Annotated in this window: 16 protein-coding genes; 10 read left to right on the top strand and 6 right to left on the bottom strand. The window is 71.0% G+C overall.

Going from position 1 to position 17,920, the window contains the following annotated elements:
• Nucleotides 1-180: 180 nt before the first annotated feature.
• The 5 genes from atpA to OG627_RS09490 all read left to right on the top strand — a co-directional run bounded on the left by atpA (nucleotide 181) and on the right by OG627_RS09490 (nucleotide 5,247).
• The gene (gene atpA, locus OG627_RS09510) at nucleotides 181-1,776 is read left to right on the top strand and encodes a F0F1 ATP synthase subunit alpha (protein ID WP_329063363.1); all 1,596 of its coding nucleotides are present in this window, start codon (nucleotides 181-183) and stop codon (nucleotides 1,774-1,776) included.
• Between the two features lie 20 nt (nucleotides 1,777-1,796).
• On the top strand, nucleotides 1,797-2,729 hold the full coding sequence (locus OG627_RS09505; protein WP_329063361.1) for a F0F1 ATP synthase subunit gamma: 933 nt from the start codon (nucleotides 1,797-1,799) through the stop codon (nucleotides 2,727-2,729).
• The gene (atpD, locus tag OG627_RS09500; RefSeq protein ID WP_114624151.1) at nucleotides 2,730-4,178 is read left to right on the top strand and encodes a F0F1 ATP synthase subunit beta; all 1,449 of its coding nucleotides are present in this window, start codon (nucleotides 2,730-2,732) and stop codon (nucleotides 4,176-4,178) included.
• 122 nt (nucleotides 4,179-4,300) lie between these two features.
• On the top strand, nucleotides 4,301-4,675 hold the full coding sequence (locus OG627_RS09495) for a F0F1 ATP synthase subunit epsilon (protein WP_114624150.1): 375 nt from the start codon (nucleotides 4,301-4,303) through the stop codon (nucleotides 4,673-4,675).
• A gap of 125 nt (nucleotides 4,676-4,800) precedes the next feature.
• A complete protein-coding gene (locus tag OG627_RS09490) occupies nucleotides 4,801-5,247 on the top strand; it encodes a DUF2550 domain-containing protein (RefSeq protein ID WP_329063356.1) in 447 nt (148 codons plus the stop codon).
• A 69-nt stretch (nucleotides 5,248-5,316) separates the two neighbouring features.
• Here the strand turns inward: OG627_RS09490 and OG627_RS09485 are convergent, their stop codons facing one another.
• The 3 genes from OG627_RS09485 to OG627_RS09475 form a co-directional block, all read right to left on the bottom strand.
• The gene (locus OG627_RS09485; protein WP_329063353.1) at nucleotides 5,317-7,173 is read right to left on the bottom strand and encodes a glycoside hydrolase family 18 chitinase; all 1,857 of its coding nucleotides are present in this window, start codon (nucleotides 7,171-7,173) and stop codon (nucleotides 5,317-5,319) included.
• 127 nt (nucleotides 7,174-7,300) lie between these two features.
• On the bottom strand, nucleotides 7,301-7,951 hold the full coding sequence (locus OG627_RS09480; RefSeq protein WP_329063351.1) for a response regulator transcription factor: 651 nt from the start codon (nucleotides 7,949-7,951) through the stop codon (nucleotides 7,301-7,303).
• On the bottom strand, nucleotides 7,948-9,177 hold the full coding sequence (locus OG627_RS09475; protein ID WP_329063349.1) for a sensor histidine kinase: 1,230 nt from the start codon (nucleotides 9,175-9,177) through the stop codon (nucleotides 7,948-7,950). The genes OG627_RS09480 and OG627_RS09475 overlap by 4 nt, the downstream gene beginning before the upstream one ends.
• Nucleotides 9,178-9,331: 154 nt before the next feature.
• Between OG627_RS09475 and OG627_RS09470 the strand changes: the two genes are divergently transcribed.
• Complete coding sequence (locus OG627_RS09470) at nucleotides 9,332-9,916, top strand: hypothetical protein (protein ID WP_329063347.1); 585 nt, start codon at nucleotides 9,332-9,334, stop codon at nucleotides 9,914-9,916.
• Nucleotides 9,917-9,976: 60 nt separating this feature from the next.
• On the opposite strand, the gene OG627_RS09465 is transcribed toward OG627_RS09470, so the two are convergent.
• Nucleotides 9,977-10,549: a cob(I)yrinic acid a,c-diamide adenosyltransferase gene (locus OG627_RS09465; RefSeq protein ID WP_329063346.1), complete on the bottom strand. Its 573-nt coding sequence runs from the start codon at nucleotides 10,547-10,549 to the stop codon at nucleotides 9,977-9,979.
• Nucleotides 10,550-10,796: 247 nt separating this feature from the next.
• Here OG627_RS09465 and OG627_RS09460 point away from each other — a divergent pair, with 247 nt between their 5' ends.
• The 3 genes from OG627_RS09460 to OG627_RS09450 all read left to right on the top strand — a co-directional run bounded on the left by OG627_RS09460 (nucleotide 10,797) and on the right by OG627_RS09450 (nucleotide 15,199).
• Nucleotides 10,797-11,645, top strand: coding sequence for a 3-hydroxyacyl-CoA dehydrogenase family protein (locus OG627_RS09460; RefSeq protein ID WP_329063344.1), 849 nt, complete (start codon nucleotides 10,797-10,799; stop codon nucleotides 11,643-11,645).
• 156 nt (nucleotides 11,646-11,801) lie between these two features.
• Nucleotides 11,802-12,125 carry an STAS domain-containing protein gene (locus OG627_RS09455; protein ID WP_114624143.1) on the top strand — a complete coding sequence of 108 codons (324 nt, stop codon included), beginning with the start codon at nucleotides 11,802-11,804 and terminating at the stop codon, nucleotides 12,123-12,125.
• 242 nt (nucleotides 12,126-12,367) lie between these two features.
• Nucleotides 12,368-15,199, top strand: coding sequence for an ATP-binding protein (locus OG627_RS09450; RefSeq protein WP_329063337.1), 2,832 nt, complete (start codon nucleotides 12,368-12,370; stop codon nucleotides 15,197-15,199).
• Between the two features lie 70 nt (nucleotides 15,200-15,269).
• On the opposite strand, the gene nucS is transcribed toward OG627_RS09450, so the two are convergent.
• Nucleotides 15,270-15,941: an endonuclease NucS gene (gene nucS / locus OG627_RS09445; RefSeq protein WP_329063335.1), complete on the bottom strand. Its 672-nt coding sequence runs from the start codon at nucleotides 15,939-15,941 to the stop codon at nucleotides 15,270-15,272.
• 216 nt (nucleotides 15,942-16,157) lie between these two features.
• Between nucS and OG627_RS09440 the strand changes: the two genes are divergently transcribed.
• Nucleotides 16,158-16,550 (top strand): SCO5389 family protein, encoded by a 393-nt coding sequence (locus OG627_RS09440; RefSeq protein ID WP_329063333.1) that lies wholly within the window; start codon nucleotides 16,158-16,160, stop codon nucleotides 16,548-16,550.
• Nucleotides 16,551-16,638: 88 nt separating this feature from the next.
• Here OG627_RS09440 and OG627_RS09435 read toward each other — a convergent pair whose 3' ends face one another.
• Nucleotides 16,639-17,757, bottom strand: coding sequence for an LLM class flavin-dependent oxidoreductase (locus tag OG627_RS09435; protein ID WP_329063331.1), 1,119 nt, complete (start codon nucleotides 17,755-17,757; stop codon nucleotides 16,639-16,641).
• Nucleotides 17,758-17,920 lie beyond the last annotated feature (163 nt).

Genomic DNA, 17,920 nt, shown 5'->3' with positions numbered 1-17,920 from the left:
CCGACGGACAGCCGCCGGCACCAGCCGGACCACCGGCCGGCGCCGGCAACAGAACAGAGCAAGACCAGCGGCCCGGTTGGGCCGTGCAGAGATTGCAGAAGATCTTTCTGGGGGCCGCCCCCGGAACATGGCAGCCCCCCAAAGAAACTTCGGGCCCAACAAGGAGAGCAGGGAACCCAGATGGCGGAGCTCACGATCCGGCCGGAGGAGATCCGGGATGCGCTGGAGAACTTTGTCCAGTCGTACAAGCCGGACGCGGCCTCGCGCGAGGAGGTCGGTACGGTCAGCGTGGCCGGAGACGGTATCGCCAGGATCGAGGGACTGCCCTCGGCCATGGCGAACGAACTGCTGAAGTTCGAGGACGGCACCCTCGGTCTCGCCCTCAACCTCGAAGAGCGCGAGATCGGTTCGATCGTCCTCGGCGAGTTCAGCGGTATCGAGGAGGGGCAGTCGGTCACCCGTACCGGCGAGGTCCTCTCCGTGGCGGTCGGCGAGGGCTACCTCGGCCGTGTCGTCGACCCGCTCGGCAACCCGATCGACGGTCTCGGCGAGATCGCGACCGAGGACCGGCGTGCCCTGGAGCTGCAGGCTCCCGGCGTCATGGTCCGCAAGTCGGTCCACGAGCCGATGCAGACCGGCTACAAGGCCGTCGACGCGATGGTCCCGATCGGCCGCGGTCAGCGTCAGCTGATCATCGGCGACCGGCAGACCGGCAAGACCGCGCTGGCCGTCGACACGATCATCAACCAGCGCGACAACTGGCGCTCGGGCGACGTGAACAAGCAGGTCCGCTGCATCTACGTCGCCATCGGCCAGAAGGGCTCCACCATCGCGTCCGTACGCGGTGCGCTGGAAGAGGCCGGCGCGCTGGAGTACACGACCATCGTCGCGGCCCCCGCGTCCGACCCGGCCGGCTTCAAGTACCTGGCGCCGTACACCGGCTCGGCCATCGGCCAGCACTGGATGTACCAGGGCAAGCACGTCCTGATCATCTTCGACGACCTCTCGAAGCAGGCCGACGCCTACCGCGCCGTGTCCCTGCTGCTGCGCCGCCCGCCGGGCCGTGAGGCCTACCCGGGTGACGTCTTCTACCTGCACTCGCGTCTGCTGGAGCGCTGCGCCAAGCTCTCCGACGAGCTGGGCGCCGGTTCGATGACCGGTCTGCCGATCGTCGAGACCAAGGCGAACGACGTGTCGGCGTTCATTCCGACCAACGTCATCTCCATCACCGACGGCCAGTGCTTCCTGGAGTCCGACCTGTTCAACGCCGGCCAGCGGCCCGCGCTGAACGTCGGTATCTCGGTCTCCCGTGTCGGTGGCTCCGCCCAGCACAAGGCGATGCGCCAGGTCTCCGGCCGACTGCGCGTGGACCTCGCCCAGTACCGCGAGCTGGAGGCGTTCGCGTCCTTCGGTTCCGACCTGGACGCCACCTCCAAGGCGTCGCTGGAGCGCGGTAAGCGTCTCGTCGAGCTGCTGAAGCAGCCGCAGTACGCCCCCTTCCCCGTCGAGGAGCAGGTCGTCTCCGTCTGGGCCGGCACCACCGGCAAGCTGGACGACGTCCCGGTCGAGGACATCAGCCGCTTCGAGACCGAGCTGCTGGAGCACCTGCGCCGCGAGCGCAAGGAGCTCCTCACCGGTATCGCCGAGGGCGGCAAGATGAACGACGACACGATCCAGGCCATCGGGGACGCCATCGCCGCCTTCAAGCAGCAGTTCGAGACCTCGGACGGCAAGCTCCTCGGAGACGACGCCCCGGCCGCCAACGTCTCCAAGTGACGACGGAAGGGACCTGACTCATGGGAGCCCAGCTCCGGGTCTACAAGCGTCGCATCAAATCCGTCACCGCGACCAAGAAGATCACCAAGGCGATGGAGATGATCGCCGCCTCGCGCATCATCAAGGCGCAGCGCCAGGTGGCGGCGTCGGAGCCGTACGCGACCGAACTCACCCGCGCGGTGACGGCGGTGGCGACCGGATCCTCCACCAAGCACGCCCTGACCACCGAGGTCGAGAACCCGACCCGGGCCGCGGTCCTGCTCATCACGAGCGACCGCGGTCTGGCCGGGGGCTACTCCTCGAACGCCATCAAGGCGGCCGAGCATCTCACCAGCCAGCTGAGCAGTGAGCGCAAGGACGTCGTGACCTACATCGTGGGTCGCAAGGGCCTGGCCTACTACGGCTTCCGTGACCGTCCGGTCGCGGACTCCTGGACGGGCTTCACCGACAACCCCACCTATGCCGACGCGAAGGTGGTGGCCGCCCCGCTCATCGAGGCGATCACCAAGGACACGTCCGAGGGAGGGGTGGACGAGGTCCACATCGTCTTCACCGAGTTCGTGTCGATGATGACGCAGACGCCGGTCGAGAGGCGGCTGCTGCCGCTCACCCTCGCGCCGAGCAGCGCGGAGGAGTCGGCCGAGGTCTTCAAGCGCGGTGGCGAGGTTCGGCCGCTGTTCGACTTCGAGCCGTCGGCGGAGGACGTCCTCGACGCCCTGCTGCCGCGCTACATCGAGAGCCGTATCTACAACGCGCTGCTCCAGGCCGCCGCTTCCAAGCACGCTGCCACCCGCCGCGCGATGAAGTCGGCGACCGACAACGCCGGGGATCTCATCAAGAGCCTCTCCCGGCTCGCCAACGCGGCCCGCCAGGCCGAAATCACCCAGGAAATCAGCGAGATCGTCGGTGGCGCCAGCGCCCTGGCCGACGCGACCGCGGGGAGTGACAGGTAAATGACGACGACTACCGAGAACGCTGTGGCCGCAGCCACGGGCCGCGTCGCCCGGGTCATCGGCCCGGTCGTCGACGTGGAGTTCCCCGTCGACGCGATGCCGGAGATCTACAACGCGCTGCACGTCGAGGTGGCTGACCCCGCCGAGGACGGCAAGCTCAAGACGCTGACCCTCGAAGTCGCCCAGCACCTGGGCGAGGGCGTGGTCCGTGCCGTCTCGATGCAGCCGACCGACGGTCTGGTCCGCCAGGCCCCGGTCGTCAACACGGGCGCCGGTATCACCGTGCCCGTCGGGGACGTGACCAAGGGCAAGGTGTTCAACACCCTCGGTCAGATCCTGAACGAGCCCGAGGCCGAGGCGCAGATCACCGAGCGCTGGCCGATCCACCGCAAGGCCCCGGCCTTCGACCAGCTCGAGTCGAAGACCGAGATGTTCGAGACCGGCCTGAAGGTCGTCGACCTGCTGACCCCGTACGTCAAGGGCGGCAAGATCGGTCTGTTCGGTGGTGCGGGTGTCGGCAAGACGGTCCTCATCCAGGAAATGATCATGCGTGTGGCCAAGCTGCACGACGGTGTTTCCGTGTTCGCCGGTGTGGGTGAGCGCACCCGTGAGGGCAACGACCTCATCGACGAGATGACCGACTCGGGCGTTCTGGACAAGACCGCGCTGGTCTTCGGCCAGATGGACGAGCCGCCGGGCACGCGTCTGCGGGTCGCGCTCTCCGCGCTGACCATGGCGGAGTACTTCCGCGATGTGCAGAAGCAGGACGTGCTGCTCTTCATCGACAACATCTTCCGCTTCACCCAGGCCGGTTCCGAGGTCTCCACGCTGCTCGGCCGTATGCCGTCCGCGGTGGGTTACCAGCCGACCCTGGCGGACGAGATGGGTGTGCTCCAGGAGCGCATCACCTCGACCCGCGGTCACTCGATCACCTCGATGCAGGCGATCTACGTGCCGGCGGACGACCTGACCGACCCGGCCCCGGCCACGACCTTCGCGCACCTCGACGCGACGACCGTGCTGTCGCGTCCGATCTCGGAGAAGGGCATCTACCCGGCGGTGGACCCGCTGGACTCGACGTCCCGCATCCTGGACCCGCGCTACATCTCGCAGGACCACTACAACGCGGCCAGCCGCGTCAAGGGGATCCTCCAGAAGTACAAGGACCTCCAGGACATCATCGCGATCCTCGGTATCGACGAACTCGGCGAGGAGGACAAGCTCGTCGTCAGCCGGGCCCGTCGCGTCGAGCGCTTCCTGTCGCAGAACACCCACGCCGCCAAGCAGTTCACCGGCCTGGACGGTTCGGACGTGCCGCTGGACGAGTCGATCGCCGCGTTCAACGCGATCATCGACGGGGACTACGACCACTTCCCCGAGCAGGCGTTCTTCATGTGCGGTGGCCTGGACGACCTCAAGGCCAGCGCCAAGGAGCTGGGCGTCTCCTGAGCCGTTCGGCTCAGGACGGGGGGCGGGTTTGCCCGCCCCCCGTCCGACGCTCCCATCGACACCCCATAGAATTGAAGCCAACACCCGGCGATACGGCCGGGTGGTGACCCGAGGAGCCACCCATGGCTGCTGAGCTGCATGTCGAGCTGGTCGCCGCGGACCGTAGGGTCTGGTCCGGTGAGGCCACTCTCGTCGTCGCGCGCATCACGTCCGGCGACATCGGTGTCATGCCCGGTCACCAGCCGCTGCTCGGTGTGCTGGAGTCTGGCCCGGTGACCATTCGTACGAGCGACGGCGGAACGGTGGTGGCCGCCGTACACGGTGGTTTCCTCTCGTTCGCCGACAACAAGCTTTCGCTGCTGGCGGAGACCGCCGAGCTGGCGGATGAGATCGACCCCCAGCGCGCCGAGCGTGCGCTGGACCGCGCGAAATCGGGTGACGACGACGCCGCTGGGCGCCGTGCCGACGTCCGACTGCGTGCGGTGGCGGCCCGATAGGGGCTGCCACAACGGATTTACCCTCAGCCGCGGCTCGTTCCGGAACCCTCCGGACCGGGTCGCGGCTGAGGCGATGCGGCTGCGGTTGTGTTCCGGTACTGGATGAGGCGAGGAGGTCGGTGTTGATGGTCCTCGCTCTGCTTGTCTGCGGACTGGTCGTCGTACTGGTTGCGGTGGGGCTCTTCGTCTTCGGGCTGCGCAGGCGGCTGATTCAGCGCTCGGGCGGCACCTTCGACTGCAGTCTGCGGTGGAACGTCCCGGAGGAGCCGGATCTGTCCGGCAAGGGCTGGGTCTACGGCGTGGCCCGCTACAACGGCGACCGGATCAACTGGTTCCGGGTCTTCTCCTACGCCCCGCGCCCGCGCCGCACCCTGGAGCGCTCCGCGATCGAGGTGCTGGCCAGGCGGGCGCCCGAGGGCGAGGAGGAGCTGGCCCTGCTCTCCGACGCGGTCATCCTGGGCTGCGCGCACGGCGGGGTCCGGCTGGAGCTGGCGATGAGCGACGACGCGCTCACCGGCTTCCTGGCCTGGCTGGAGGCGGCGCCGCCCGGACAGCGTGTGAACGTGGCCTGAGCACGGCCTACGGCATGGGGAAGGGGGCGGCGCCCGTGGGCGCCGCCCCCTCCGTATGCCCGCCGCCGGTTATCCGAGGCCGCTGTTGATCGCGGTCACCAGCTCGCCGTTGGCCGTGTCACCGGTGAAGTCCCAGAAGAAGGCTCCGCCGAGGCTCTGCTGATTGGCCCACGCCATCTTCGCCGTGATGGTGGCCGGGGTGTCGTAACTCCACCAGTTCGATCCACACTTGGCGTACGAGGTGCCCGCGATGGTGCCGGTGGGCGGGCAGGTGTTCTTCAGGACCTTGTAGTCCTCGATCCCCGCCTCGTACGTCCCGGGAGCCGCCCCGGTGGCGGTGCCGCCCGGCGTCGCCTGGCTCACTCCGGTCCAGCCGCGCCCGTAGAAGCCGATGCCGAGCAGCAGCTTCTTCGCCGGCACGCCCTGCGCCTTGAACTTGGCGATCGCGTCGGCGGAGTTGAAGCCCTCCTGCGGGATGCCTGGGTACGAGGTGAGCGGGGAGTGCGGGGCCGTCGGGCCCTGGGCGGCGAAGGCGCCGAAGAAGTCGTACGTCATGACGTTGAACCAGTCCATGTACTGCGCGGCGCCCGCGTAGTCCACCTTGTCGATCTTGCCGCCGGCCGAGGCGTCCGCCGTGACGGCCGCCGTGACCAGGCTGCCCGTACCGAACTTGGCCCGCATGGCCTGCATCATGTTCTTGAACGCCGCGGGACCGCTGGTGTCGCAGGACAGCCCGCAGGCGTTCGGGTACTCCCAGTCCAGGTCGATGCCGTCGAAGACATCGGCCCAGCGCGGGTCCTTCACCAGGTCGTAGCAGGACTGGGCGAAGGCGGTCGGGTTCTGCACGGCCTGGCCGAAGCCGCCGGACCAGGTCCAGCCGCCGAAGGACCAGAGCACCTTGATGCCCGGGTACTTCGCCTTGAGCTTGCGCAGCTGGTTGAAGTTGCCGCGCAGCGGCTGGTCCCAGGTGTCGGCGGTGCCGTCCACGGACTGGTCGGCGGTGTACGCCTTGTCGGTCGCCGCGTAGCTGTCGCCCATGGCGCACTTGCCGCCGGTGACGTTGCCGAAGGAGTAGTTGATGTGGGTGATCTTGCTCGCGGAGCCGGAGGTCACCAGGTTCTTGACGTGGTAGTTGCGGTCGTAGACGCCCCACTCGGTGAAGTAGCCGAGCTTGACCTTGTCGCCCGTGCCGGGGCCGGGGCCGGTGCCGCCGCCGGTGGTGCGCACCGTGCGGGCGCCGCTGACCGGGCCCGTCTGGTCGGCGGTGTCGCGGGCCTGGACGGTGTACGAGTAGTCCGTGCCGGCGCTCAGACCGGTGTCGGTGTACGTCGTACCGGTGACCGTGGCGATCTTGGCGCCGCCGCGCAGGACGTCGTAGTTCTTGACGCCCTTGTCGTCGGTGGCGGCGGCCCAGGTCAGCTTGACCGAGGTGTTGGTGATGTCGCTCGCGGTGGGGGTGCCGGGTGCGGAGGGCGGGTTGTCGCCGGGCACGCCGGGGCCGCCGTCGCAGGAGCCGCCGTTGAGCTTGCAGGCCGACGGGGATCCGGCGCCGCTGCCGTTGAAGCCGAAGCTGATGGACGCGCCGGGGGCGAGCGAGCCGTTCCAGCTCTTGTTCTTCGCGGTCCAGTGGTTGGCGGAGCCGGTGATGTCGGCGTCCCAGCCGGAGGTGACGGCCGTACCGGAGGGGAAGTCCCACTCCACGGTCCAGGCGGAGAGGCTGGTGGTGCCGGTGTTCCGCACCGTCCACTTGCCCTCGAAGCCCGTGCCCCAGTCGGAGACCTTGGTGTAGGTGGCGGTGGCCGACTCGGCGGCCTGGGCGGGGGTGGCGAGGCCGACGAGCGCGGCCAGCGGCAGCAGCAGCGCCGTCAGACCGGCGACGGTTCTGTGTCTGAAACGGGGTCTGGGGGAGGCGAGTCGGGTCTTCACGCGTGCTCCTCAGAGGTGAGGTGGGGGACGGCTCACCCTGCGACGGCTCGCACCGCAGTGTGTGCGGTGAGAGTAGAAAGGTCTGGACCACCCGTCAATAGGTCCAGACCAAAGCCGACGATCCGTGTCAGATGCCCAACTCCCTCGCGAGTACCGCCGCTTGCGCCCGGCTGCGCAGCTCCAGCTTCCCCAGCAGCCTGCTCACATGGGTCTTCACCGTCGCCCCGGCCATCTCCAGCCGTACGGCGATCTCCGCGTTCGACAGCCCCTCGCCCAGACAGGAGAGCACCTCGCGCTCCCGGCGCGTCAGGGTCTCCAGCGCCGCGCGGACCGCCGCGTCACCGGACCGTACGGGGGCGGGCGCGGCGAACTCCGCGATCAGCCGGCGGGTCACGGCCGGGGCGATCAACCCCTCGCCGCGCGCCACCGTGCGTACCGCCGTGAGCAGCTCCCCGGCCTCCGCGTTCTTCAGCAGGAACCCGGCCGCGCCCGCCCGCAGCGCGCCGAAGACATACTCGTCCAGGTCGAAGGTGGTCAGCACCAGCACGTCCGCCAGCCCCTCGGCGACCACCGCGCGGGTCGCCGACACCCCGTCCAGGCGCGGCATCTGCACGTCCATCAGCACCAGATCGGGGCGCAGCTCCCGGGCCAGCGCGAGCGCCTCCTCGCCGTCCGCCGCCTGGCCGACGACCTCGATGTCCGGGGCGCTGCGCAGGATCAGCGCCAGCCCCGCCCGTACCGCCGACTGGTCCTCAGCGACCAGCACCCGGATCGTCATGACGTACCGCTCCCTTCCGGTCCTCGGTGATTCCGCGACACGGGCAGCTCCGCCCGTACCACCCAGACCTCGCGGCCCGTGTCGCCGACGGTCACCGGACCCGCCTCGAACACACCGTCCAGCAGCGCGGCCCGCTCGCGCATCCCGACCAGACCGGCTCCGGAGCCCGGCGCGCGCGGGCCGGGGCGGGCGCCGTACGGGCTGGCCACCCGTACGGTCAATATGCCTTCGGAGCAGCGCAGTCCGATGTCGACGGTACCGGGGGCCGCGTGCTTGAGCGCGTTGGTCAGCGACTCCTGGACGATGCGGTACGCGGCCAGCTCCACCGGCGCGGGCAGCGCCGTCGCCCTGCCGCGCCCGTCGTCCAGGGTGAAGCCGAGCCCGCTGGACGCGCCGTTGGTACGGGCCTGTTCCAGCAGCGCGTCCAGCGCGGCGAGGCTGGGGGCGGGGGCCGGCCGCCGGTCCTCGTCGCCGCTGTCCCGCAGCAGCCCGATCAGCCGGCGCATCTCGGCGAGCCCGTCGACGCTGTTCTCCCGGATGACGGTGAGCGCCTCGCGGGTGGTGCGCGCGTCGTCCAGCGAGAGGGCGGCCGTCGAGTGGATCGCGATCGCGGAGAGGTGGTTGGCGACCACGTCGTGCAACTCGCGGGCCATCCGCGCCCGCTCGGCCGTCACGGCCTGGGCGCGGTCCATCTCGGCGAGCAGCGCGATCTGCTCGGTCCGCAGCCGGGCGGCCTCGGCGGCGTCACGGTGGCCCCGGACCTGGGCCCCGGTGATGGCGGGCAGGAAGCAGACCAGACCGATGGCCAGTCCGAGCAGCAGACCGTCGGCCCGCTGGAGCCAGGCGGTGAGCCCGATCGCGGCCCCCACCGTGAGCAGCCCGGTCGTCCAGGGGATACGGCGGGCCGCCACCGGGCTCCCGTACAGCACCGCCGCGTACACGATGTCGGTGTACATCAGGATCGTCGCCAGGCTGCCCGTCGTGAACTGATTCACGATCAGCGCCACCGTGCCGACCAGCAGGATGGTCCGTGGCGCGGTCCTGCGCAGCAGTTCGAGACCGGCCATGACGGCCAGCGGCGCCAGCACCCACGCCCCGGGCAGCAGGGCCGCGGTGCCCTGGGTGCGTACCCCGACGGCCCACAGCACCAGTCCGCCCACCAGCCCGGCGACGGCGAGCAGCACGCCGTCGCGGTGCGGCTTGAAGGAGCGGAGGGAAGCGGTCACCGCACCATCCAACACGGCGGGCCCGCATCGGGCCTCCGCACCACGGGGGAGCGCCCGCTACATCGAAGGATGCAGTCACGTTTCGTCACCGGCGACGACGTGACACGCGCGCACGGACGGGAGGCTGGAGGGGAAGAGGAAGGGAGTAAGCGCCGTGATCGTCACACTGATCGTCATCTGCGAGGCCGGCTTCTGGGTACTGCTGGCCGCCGGGCTGGCCCTGCGCTACCTGGCGGGGAAGCCGCGCCTCGGCGCGGCGGTCCTGCTGCTCGAACCGCTGCTGGAGGTCGTCCTGCTGACCGCCACGGTCGTCGACCTCAAGAACGGCGCCGAGCCGGACTGGAAGCACGGTCTGGCCGCGCTCTACATCGGCTTCACCGTCGGCTACGGCCACTACACGGTCCGGCGGATCGACGCCCACGCCGCCCACCGCCTCGCCGGCGGGCCGCCCCCGGTGAAACCGCCGCGCCACGGGACGGCCCGCGCCCGCTACGAGGGCGGGCTGTGGCTGCGCACCGCCGTGGCGGCCGTGGTCGCCGTCGCACTGCTCCAGCTCGCGATCCTGTACGTGGGCGACGCGGCCAGGACCGGGCCGCTGACCGACTGGCAGCTGACCGCGGTCCGGGTCGCCGGGATCCACGGAGTCATCGCGCTGACGTATCTGCCCTGGCCCAAGAAGCCCCCGAGGGACGGTGAACCCGCCCACGCGGAGCACTCCGCGCCGCTGACGAAGCGCTGACGAAGCGCTGACGGGCGGGGTTGACGGGAGCGCTGACGGGGCGTTGACGGGCGGGGTCGCTCAGCGCTCGCCGCCCGGGACCCACAGCACGTCCCCGACCTCCTTGTTCGCCACCCGGGCCAGGATGAACAGCAGGTCGGAGAGGCGGTTGAGGTAGGTCGCCGTCAGCACGTTCATGGACTCGCCGTGTTCGTCGATCGCCGCCCAGGTCGAGCGCTCGGCCCGCCGCACGACCGTGCACGCCTGGTGCAGCAGCGCGGCGCCCGGGGTGCCGCCGGGGAGGATGAAGCTGCGCAGCTTCTCCAGCGTCTCCAGGAAGTGGTCGCAGTCGCCCTCCAGCTTGTCGATGTACGACTGCTCGACCCGAAGCGGCGGGTACTCGGGCTCCGCCACGACCGGCGTGGACAGGTCGGCGCCCACGTCGAACAGATCGTTCTGCACCCGGACCAGCACCTTGACGACCTCCGGGGCGAGCTGCCCCAGCGCGATCGCCGTACCGATGACGGCGTTGGCCTCGTTGGCGTCGGCGTAGGCGGCGATCCGCACGTCGGTCTTGGCGGTCCGGCTCATGTCACCGAGCGCGGTGGTGCCCTTGTCGCCGGTGCGGGTGTAGATGCGCGTCAGATTGACCATGCGGCCAGGGTAGTGAGAACGGCCGGGTGCCGGTGCGCCGACCGGCCGGTCCCAGCGACGCGTGCTCAAGTACGCGCCGCACCATGCCCGATGGGCCGCTCCGGTGTGATGTCCGTCATGTGAGACGTGACGCGCATCTCTTCACCGTCACACGGCCGTCCACGACCGCTAACCTCCGGCACAGCACGGAAACGTAAAACAGGCGTTACGGCTGAACAAAAGCCGTTCGAGAATCGTGGGGTGCGTCGTGGCCGGGAAGCTCGCTGTCGTCGGAGCCGGACTCATGGGGTCCGGTATCGCCCAGGTCTCCGCCCAGGCGGGCTGGGACGTCGTGCTGCGGGACGTCACCGATGCCGCGCTGGCCAGGGGGATGGACGGGATCAGGTCCTCGTACGGCAGGTTCGTCGCGAAGGGCAAGCTGGAGGAGGCCGACGCCGACACGGCGCTGTCCCGGATCACCACGACCACCGATCTGGACGCCGTGGCCGACGCGGACATCGTCGTCGAGGCCGTCTTCGAGAAGCTCGACGTCAAGCACGAGATCTTCCGGGCGCTCGACAAGCTCGTACGGGACGACGCGGTCCTCGCGTCCAACACCTCCGCCATCCCCATCACCAAGATCGCGGCCGTGACCGAGCGCCCCGAACGGGTGGTCGGTACGCACTTCTTCTCGCCCGTGCCGATGATGCGGCTCTGCGAACTGGTGCGCGGGTACAAGACCAGTGACGAAACGCTGGCCACCGCAAGGCGGTTCGCGGAGTCGGTGGGCAAGACCTGTATCGTCGTCAACCGCGACGTCGCGGGCTTCGTCACCACCCGGCTGATCTCCGCCCTCGTCGTCGAGGCCGCCAAGCTCTACGAGTCGGGCGTCGCGTCCGCCGAGGACATCGACGTCGCCTGCCAACTGGGGTTCGGCCACGCGATGGGCCCGCTCGCCACCGCCGACCTGACCGGTGTCGACATCCTCCTCCACGCGACCGGCAACATCTACACCGAGTCCCAGGACGAGAAGTTCGCCCCGCCGGAGCTGATGCGCCGGATGGTGGACGCGGGTGACATCGGGCGCAAGAGCGGGCAGGGGTTCTACAAGCACTGAGCCGCATCGGTCGATTTCCCTCACCCCACAGGGTGAATTCGGTATCGGTTCGCTCACGAACGGCAACTTCCGCGGCCGTCAGGCAGTCAGTTGTTGAAAGTACGGAAAAGACGGATTCAGGGACCGAGCACGGAAAAGCACTCTCGGGGAGCGCATATGCACATCAGGGGCGACCACGCCGAGCTGGTCGTCGGGGGCCGCCTCGACGTCCGCAGCGCGGCGGACGCCCGTACGGTCCTGCACTCGGCCGTCGACGACGGAGTCGGCGATCTGGTGCTCGACCTGACCGGACTGGACTCCTGGGACGCCACCGGACTCGGCGTCATCATGGGAGCCCACCGACGCGCCGGGCGGTGCGGCCGGAGGCTTGTGCTGAGGGGTGTCCCCCCGCAGATGCAGCGTCTGCTGGTGGCCACCCGGCTGCACCGCATCCTCGCCATCGAGGGCGGCATCGCCGCTGAATCGCTTCCTCGGGTCTGACCTGCGCGCCGTCCTCGCCGGACGGGACATGACGGCCCGGACCGGTCACATCGCGCAATCCTCATAAGACCGTGATGTCTTGGACTGCGTGCCACCCCGGCCGATCGTAGATACTGGTCCGAGGTCTAGGGTTCGGCCGTCTGCGCATTGACCGACCCGTAGAGCAGGCACCGGACCAGAAGCGACAGATGGGCGTGTGAGGCCGGGGGCAACGGCACGCCACGATCTGGGGGGCTTTCACCATGGACCCGATACACCGGGGACCGGAAGAGTACGGTCACGACGGAGCACGCGACGGCGGTGGCGAACACCCCGGCGAGAGCACGGGCGTGGCGCACGGCGCGCCGCACGGCGCGCCCGGTGGCGCGTCACACGACGCGCCGCGTGACACACCGCGCGACGTGACACCACCCGCGTCCGCGCAGCCGCCCGCGCGCTCCGAAGTCGTCACCGCCTCCTCGGGCGCCGTCGCGCACATCAAGGGCGGCGGCCCCGTCACCCCGCCGCCCGCGCGCACCGTCCAGCTCATCTCGGGCGACCTCCTGCTGACCGTCAACCCCGTCGACGGCAGCGAGATCGAGCACTGCCCGCCCGGCCACCGCACCGCCACGCCCGCCCGGCGCACCGCCGAGGAGCGCGCGGCGCTCCAGCGCGCGGGCCGCCCGCCCGTGCCCCCGGGACCCGCCGCGCCGCCGCTGCCGCTGCTCGAACGCGGCCAGGAGCGCGAGCGCGTGACGGAGCTGCTGGGACGCGGCCGGTCCGTACGCCTCACCGGCGCGCCCGGCTCCGGCCGTACCGCGCTGCTCGAAGCCGTCGCGGCCGACTGCGCGGCCCTCGCGCCCGACGGCGTCGTCCGCCTCTCCGGGCACCGCCGCACCGGCACCGAGCTGCTGTACGAGCTGTACGCGGCCGTCCACCGGGCCCCGCTCGTCCGGCCCGACCGCGCCGCACTGCGCGAACTGGTCCGTGACATCGGCGCGGTGGTCGTCCTCGACGATCTGGAACTGGGCGCCGAGGCGCTGGACGAACTCCTCGCCGCCACCCCCGAATGCGCCTACCTGCTGGCCGCCACCCCCGAGACCGAACCGCCCTCGGCGGACGCGCGCCTGGAGGAGGTCCCGCTCGGCGGACTCGGCCGCGGCTCCTCGCTCGAACTGCTGGAGCGCGTCGTGGAACGGGCGCTCACCGACGAGGAGGCCAACTGGGCGGGCGACCTCTGGTTCGAGTCCGAGGGCCTGCCGCTGCGCTTCGTCCAGGCGGGCGCGCTGCTGCGCCAGCGCGACCGGCTGCGCGCCGGAGCCGAGGTCTCCGACGAGTTCGAGCCCTTCGAACGCCCCGCCGAACCCGCCCAGGACGCCCTCTCCGCCCGCTCCTTCGAACGCGTCACCAGCGACACGCCCCGCGAGAGCGCGGACGGGCCCGACGCCTACGACATCCCGCTGCCCACCCTCGGCGAGGGCGCCGCGCCCGCCGCGCTGCTCGCCTCCCGGCTGAGCGAAGCCGCCCGCGCCACCCTGCGGTTCGCCGTCGCGCTCGGCGGCGAGGTCCCGCACCAGGCCCATCTGCCGGCCCTGGTCGGCGACACCCACGCCGACGCGGCCCTCGGCGAACTCATGAGCTGCGGCCTGCTCACCCCGGTCGGTCCGCGCTACCGGCTCGCCCCCGGCGTCGCCGCGCAGCTGACCGAGCGGGGATACGCGGACGACGCGACCGCCCACGCCCACACCGCCGCCCAGCACTACGCCTGGTGGGCCGGACACCCCTCCGTCACCCCCGAGCGCGCCGTCGCCGAGGCCGACGCCATCCTCGCCGCGATGGGCCCGCTGGTGCCCGGCCAGGAGGCCGTCCACCCCAGCGCCGCCGTACTGCTGGCCCGCAGCGCCGCGCCCGCCTTCCTGGCCGGGCTGCACTGGGGCGCCTGGGAGCGCGTCCTGCGCTCCGGATCCGAGGCCGCGCGGCTCGCCGGCGAGGTCGCCGAGGAGGCGTACTTCCACCACGAGCTGGGCGTCCTCGCGCTCTGCCTCGGCAATCTCGACCGGGCCCGCGCCGAGCTGGAGGCGTCCATCGGGATGCGCGGCGCCGTCGCCGACAAGATCGGCACGGTCGCGGGCCGCCGGGCGCTGGCCCTGGTCACGGACCGCGAGGGCAGGCTGCCCGGGGCTGAGGCACCGACCGTACGGTACGAGGGAACGCCGTCGCCCGCCGCCGTCACACCGCCCCAGCCGTACGGCGCGGACCCGGCGTACGGAGCGGGGCCGCCCGCCGGGCCGGGCTCCGGCGCGGGGACCGGCATCGGTGTCGGCGTCGGAACCGGCTCCGGCATCGGGTCCGGCGTCGGCATCGGCTCCGGCTCCGGCTCCGGCTCCGGCGAGAACGTCACACAGCCGGTCGCGCACAACGAGCAGGGGCCCGTCACCGTCGTCTCCCGGCCCGGCGCGCACGGCCGCCGCCGCCCGGCGTTCGGCGGCGCCCGCCGCAACCTGGTCGCGGCCGGCGCGGGCGCGGTGCTCGCCGCCGTCCTGGGCACGGTGGTGACCCTGGGCGCGACCTCCGGCAACAAGGACGTACCGGCGGACAAGCTCCGTACGGAACAGTCGGCGGACCCGGACAGCGACGACGACACCACCCCCGCGGAACAGCCCGTCGACAACGCGAACAACGACCCCGGCGGGCCGTGGACCGAGCGGAACGCCCCGGACGCCCCGGCCCCGACGGGCAGCGCCGGCCCCTCCGAGACGGAGTCCCCCTCCGAGGACAGCCCGTCGGACGGTGAGACGACCCCCGACGGCGAGAGTCCGTCCGAGCCGGAGGAGTCCTCCGGCCTTCCGTCGGAGCCCTCGGCCTCGCACTCCACGACGCCGCCGAGCAGCCCCTCGTCCCCGGCGTCCCCGTCGACGCCCCCGCCCACGGAGGAGCCGTCCCCCGAGGAGCCCACGGACACGGAGTCCGACCCGCCGCCGTCCTCGCCCCAGACGTCGCTGAGCGGCCCGATGCCGAGCACGACCGTCAGCGCGGACGAGCCGACGGCGACGGCCTCGGACGAGCCGGACACCACGGGCGGGACGGTGCTGTAGCCGCGCGGCGCGCGGTGCGCGGAAAGGGGCGGCCCCGCGGGGCCGCCCCTTCCTCAGTACGAGTGATGTCTCAGAACAGCCGCAGCTTGTCGTCCTCGATGCCGCGCATGCCGTTGTAGTCCAGGACGACGCATCCGATGCCCCGGTCCGTCGCCAGCACCCGGGCCTGCGGCTTGATCTCCTGGGCCGCGAACACCCCTCTGACCGGGGCCAGATGGGGGTCGCGGTTGAGGAGTTCCAGATAGCGGGTGAGCTGCTCGACGCCGTCGATCTCGCCACGCCGCTTGATCTCCACGGCCACCGTCGCGCCGTCCGCGTCGCGGCACAGGATGTCCACCGGGCCGATCGCCGTCGGGTACTCGCGGCGGATCAGGGTGTAGCCCTCGCCCAGTGTCTCGATCCGGTCGGCGAGCAGTTCCTGGAGGTGTGCCTCCACGCCGTCCTTGATGAGACCGGGGTCGACGCCCAGCTCATGGGAGGAGTCGTGCAGGACCTCTTCCATGGTGATGATCAATTTCTCGCCCGCTTTGTTCACGACGGTCCATACGCCGGCCTCGTCGTCCACACCCTCTTTCAGGGTGCACGGCGGAGACATCCAGTTGAGCGGTTTGTACGCCCGGTCGTCGGCGTGGATCGACACACTGCCGTCGGCCTTGACCAGGATGAGGCGGGGGGAGGAGGGCAGATGGGCGGTGAGGCGGCCCGCGTAGTCGACGGAGCAGCGGGCGATGACGAGACGCATGGTCGGCAACGCTACTCGACCGTCGGCGCCGCGCGCGATTCGCCCCGGAAGCCCCGTTCGTTATTGGCCGGTTGTGGTCCCATTCTCCTGGTGCGGGCGGGGCGGCGCGCCTAACGTGGAAGCAGGAGGTCGCCGGTCGTGCACGCTGCGTCGTCGTCGCCTCCTTCCCTGCCCGTAAGGCCCCGGGGCTCTCCCGGGGTCGCGAGAGGAGAACCCATGTCGCTCGACGTCTCACCGGCGCTGTTGGATCAGGCCGAGCGAGGCGAGGTTGACGAAGCGGCTTTCGTCGACTGCGTCCGGACCTCCCTGCCCTACGCATGGGAGATGATCAGTTCTCTGGTGGCTCAGCTGAAGGTGGACGGTGGACAGTTCGCCGACAACCAGACGCCCCCGCCGGACGAGCAGGCACGCGGGCAGCTGCTGCGCGCGCTTGCCAGTGATGCCATTCGTGGCGCTCTTCAGCGACATTTCGGAGTGCGGCTCGCATTCCAGAACTGCCACCGTGTCGCGGTGTTTCCGCTGGACCACTCGGTCGACGAGCGGCTGTCCCGCTTCACCTCGGTGAGGGGCCAGCTGCTCAACCAGTCACCCGAACTCCGGGACTGCTGACGCCTCTTGCTGCCGCTCCGCGCCGTGAGTGCCGTCACGGGTCCGGAGCGGCAGCCGGGCTACGGGCGGGTGGGGACGCGGGCGCGGGTCAGGCGAGGAGCGGCAGTACGTCGGCCCCCAGGCGCCGTACGTTCTCCTCCGTCGCCGCCAGATCGCCCGAGCCTTCCACGAGCAGCGCGAACCGTGTGATGCCCGTGCGCTCGGCGGTCGCCGCCAGCCGGTCCGCCGCCAGCCGGGGCCCGCCCACCGGGTGCAGACCGCACAGCAGTTCCGTGTACGCGACGGGGTCGCGCATCGTGCGCTCCCTGCCGTCGACCGTCACATGCGCGCCGAGCCCCTGGCGCAGCCAGCCCGGCATCGCCTTGACCAGGGTCTCCGCCGCCTCGGTCCGGTGGTCCGCGATCTGAGCCACCCCGGCCGACACATGCGCGGCCTCCGCGATCTCCGCCGCCGGGCGGCCCGCCGCGCGGGCGTGCGTGCGCCAGAGGCCGACCATCTCCGCCTTCTCCTCGTCGCCGCAGTGCATACCCAGCAGCATCGGCAGACCGTGCTCCGCGGCCAGTTTCACGCTCGTCGGCGAGGTACAGGCCATGATCGTCTCGGGACCGCCGGGACCAACGGAGCCGCCGGAGCCACTGCCCGGACCGCTGCCGGGACGGCCGGAGCCGGCCGCGCCGCCGGTGGACCGCCCCGTCTCCTGGTCCGGGGCGATCAGCTCGTCGGGCCGGGGGACGACCTGGACCTCGCGGAAGCCGAAGCGGTCCCCGGAGGCCGATACGCGCGGCTCGCGCAGCCAGCGCAGCAGGAGGCCGAGGGACTCGGGAAAGTCCCGCTCGTAGGCCCTCAGACCGGTCCCGAACACCTCCAGGTCGACCCAGGGGCCGCCCCTGCCCACCCCGAGTGTGAACCGCCCGCCGGACAGCAGATGCAGGAGCGCCGCCTGCTCGCCGAGCGCCACCGGATGTACGTTCGGCAACACGCTGACCGCCGTACCCACCCGGATGTGTCGGGTGCGGCCGAGGAGCAGCCCGGCCAGGGTCACGGCCGACGGGCAGACGCCGTACGGCACGAAGTGGTGCTCGGCCAGCCAGACCGAGTCGAGCCCGGACTCCTCCGCCAGCTCGGTGGTGCGTACCGCCCGGTGCAGGGCTTCCCCCTGTCCCTGGCCCGGGAACTGGGCGGCCAGTACAAAAGCTCCAACACGCATCGCCTTCTGCCTCCTTGCGGCCGACGCGACTCCCCCTACCGGCAACAACGTCTGACACGTGCCAAAGGCACGGCCAAACGTAAAAGTCTTGCGATTGTCCGGTAAGTACCTTCTGTGTATTCATGGGTTCGCGCCGCGCGGGACGTGTACCCGGCGCGAGGAG

The sequence above is a fragment of the Streptomyces sp. NBC_01429 genome (assembly GCF_036231945.1).
Taxonomy (GTDB): Bacteria; Actinomycetota; Actinomycetes; order Streptomycetales; family Streptomycetaceae; genus Streptomyces.
The sequence above is the reverse complement of the archived record's forward strand: the minus strand, read 5'-3'. Positions and strand labels throughout refer to the sequence as shown.

Coding starts and splice junctions, on each gene's coding strand:
- atpA (WP_329063363.1), top strand. CDS start 181: ATGGCGGAGCTCACGATCCGGCCGGAGGAGATCCGGGATGCGCTGGAG.
- OG627_RS09505 (WP_329063361.1), top strand. CDS start 1,797: ATGGGAGCCCAGCTCCGGGTCTACAAGCGTCGCATCAAATCCGTCACC.
- atpD (WP_114624151.1), top strand. CDS start 2,730: ATGACGACGACTACCGAGAACGCTGTGGCCGCAGCCACGGGCCGCGTC.
- OG627_RS09495 (WP_114624150.1), top strand. CDS start 4,301: ATGGCTGCTGAGCTGCATGTCGAGCTGGTCGCCGCGGACCGTAGGGTC.
- OG627_RS09490 (WP_329063356.1), top strand. CDS start 4,801: ATGGTCCTCGCTCTGCTTGTCTGCGGACTGGTCGTCGTACTGGTTGCG.
- OG627_RS09480 (WP_329063351.1), bottom strand. CDS start 7,951: ATGACGATCCGGGTGCTGGTCGCTGAGGACCAGTCGGCGGTACGGGCG.
- OG627_RS09465 (WP_329063346.1), bottom strand. CDS start 10,549: ATGGTCAATCTGACGCGCATCTACACCCGCACCGGCGACAAGGGCACC.
- OG627_RS09455 (WP_114624143.1), top strand. CDS start 11,802: ATGCACATCAGGGGCGACCACGCCGAGCTGGTCGTCGGGGGCCGCCTC.
- OG627_RS09450 (WP_329063337.1), top strand. CDS start 12,368: ATGGACCCGATACACCGGGGACCGGAAGAGTACGGTCACGACGGAGCA.
- nucS (WP_329063335.1), bottom strand. CDS start 15,941: ATGCGTCTCGTCATCGCCCGCTGCTCCGTCGACTACGCGGGCCGCCTC.
- OG627_RS09440 (WP_329063333.1), top strand. CDS start 16,158: ATGTCGCTCGACGTCTCACCGGCGCTGTTGGATCAGGCCGAGCGAGGC.
- OG627_RS09435 (WP_329063331.1), bottom strand. CDS start 17,757: ATGCGTGTTGGAGCTTTTGTACTGGCCGCCCAGTTCCCGGGCCAGGGA.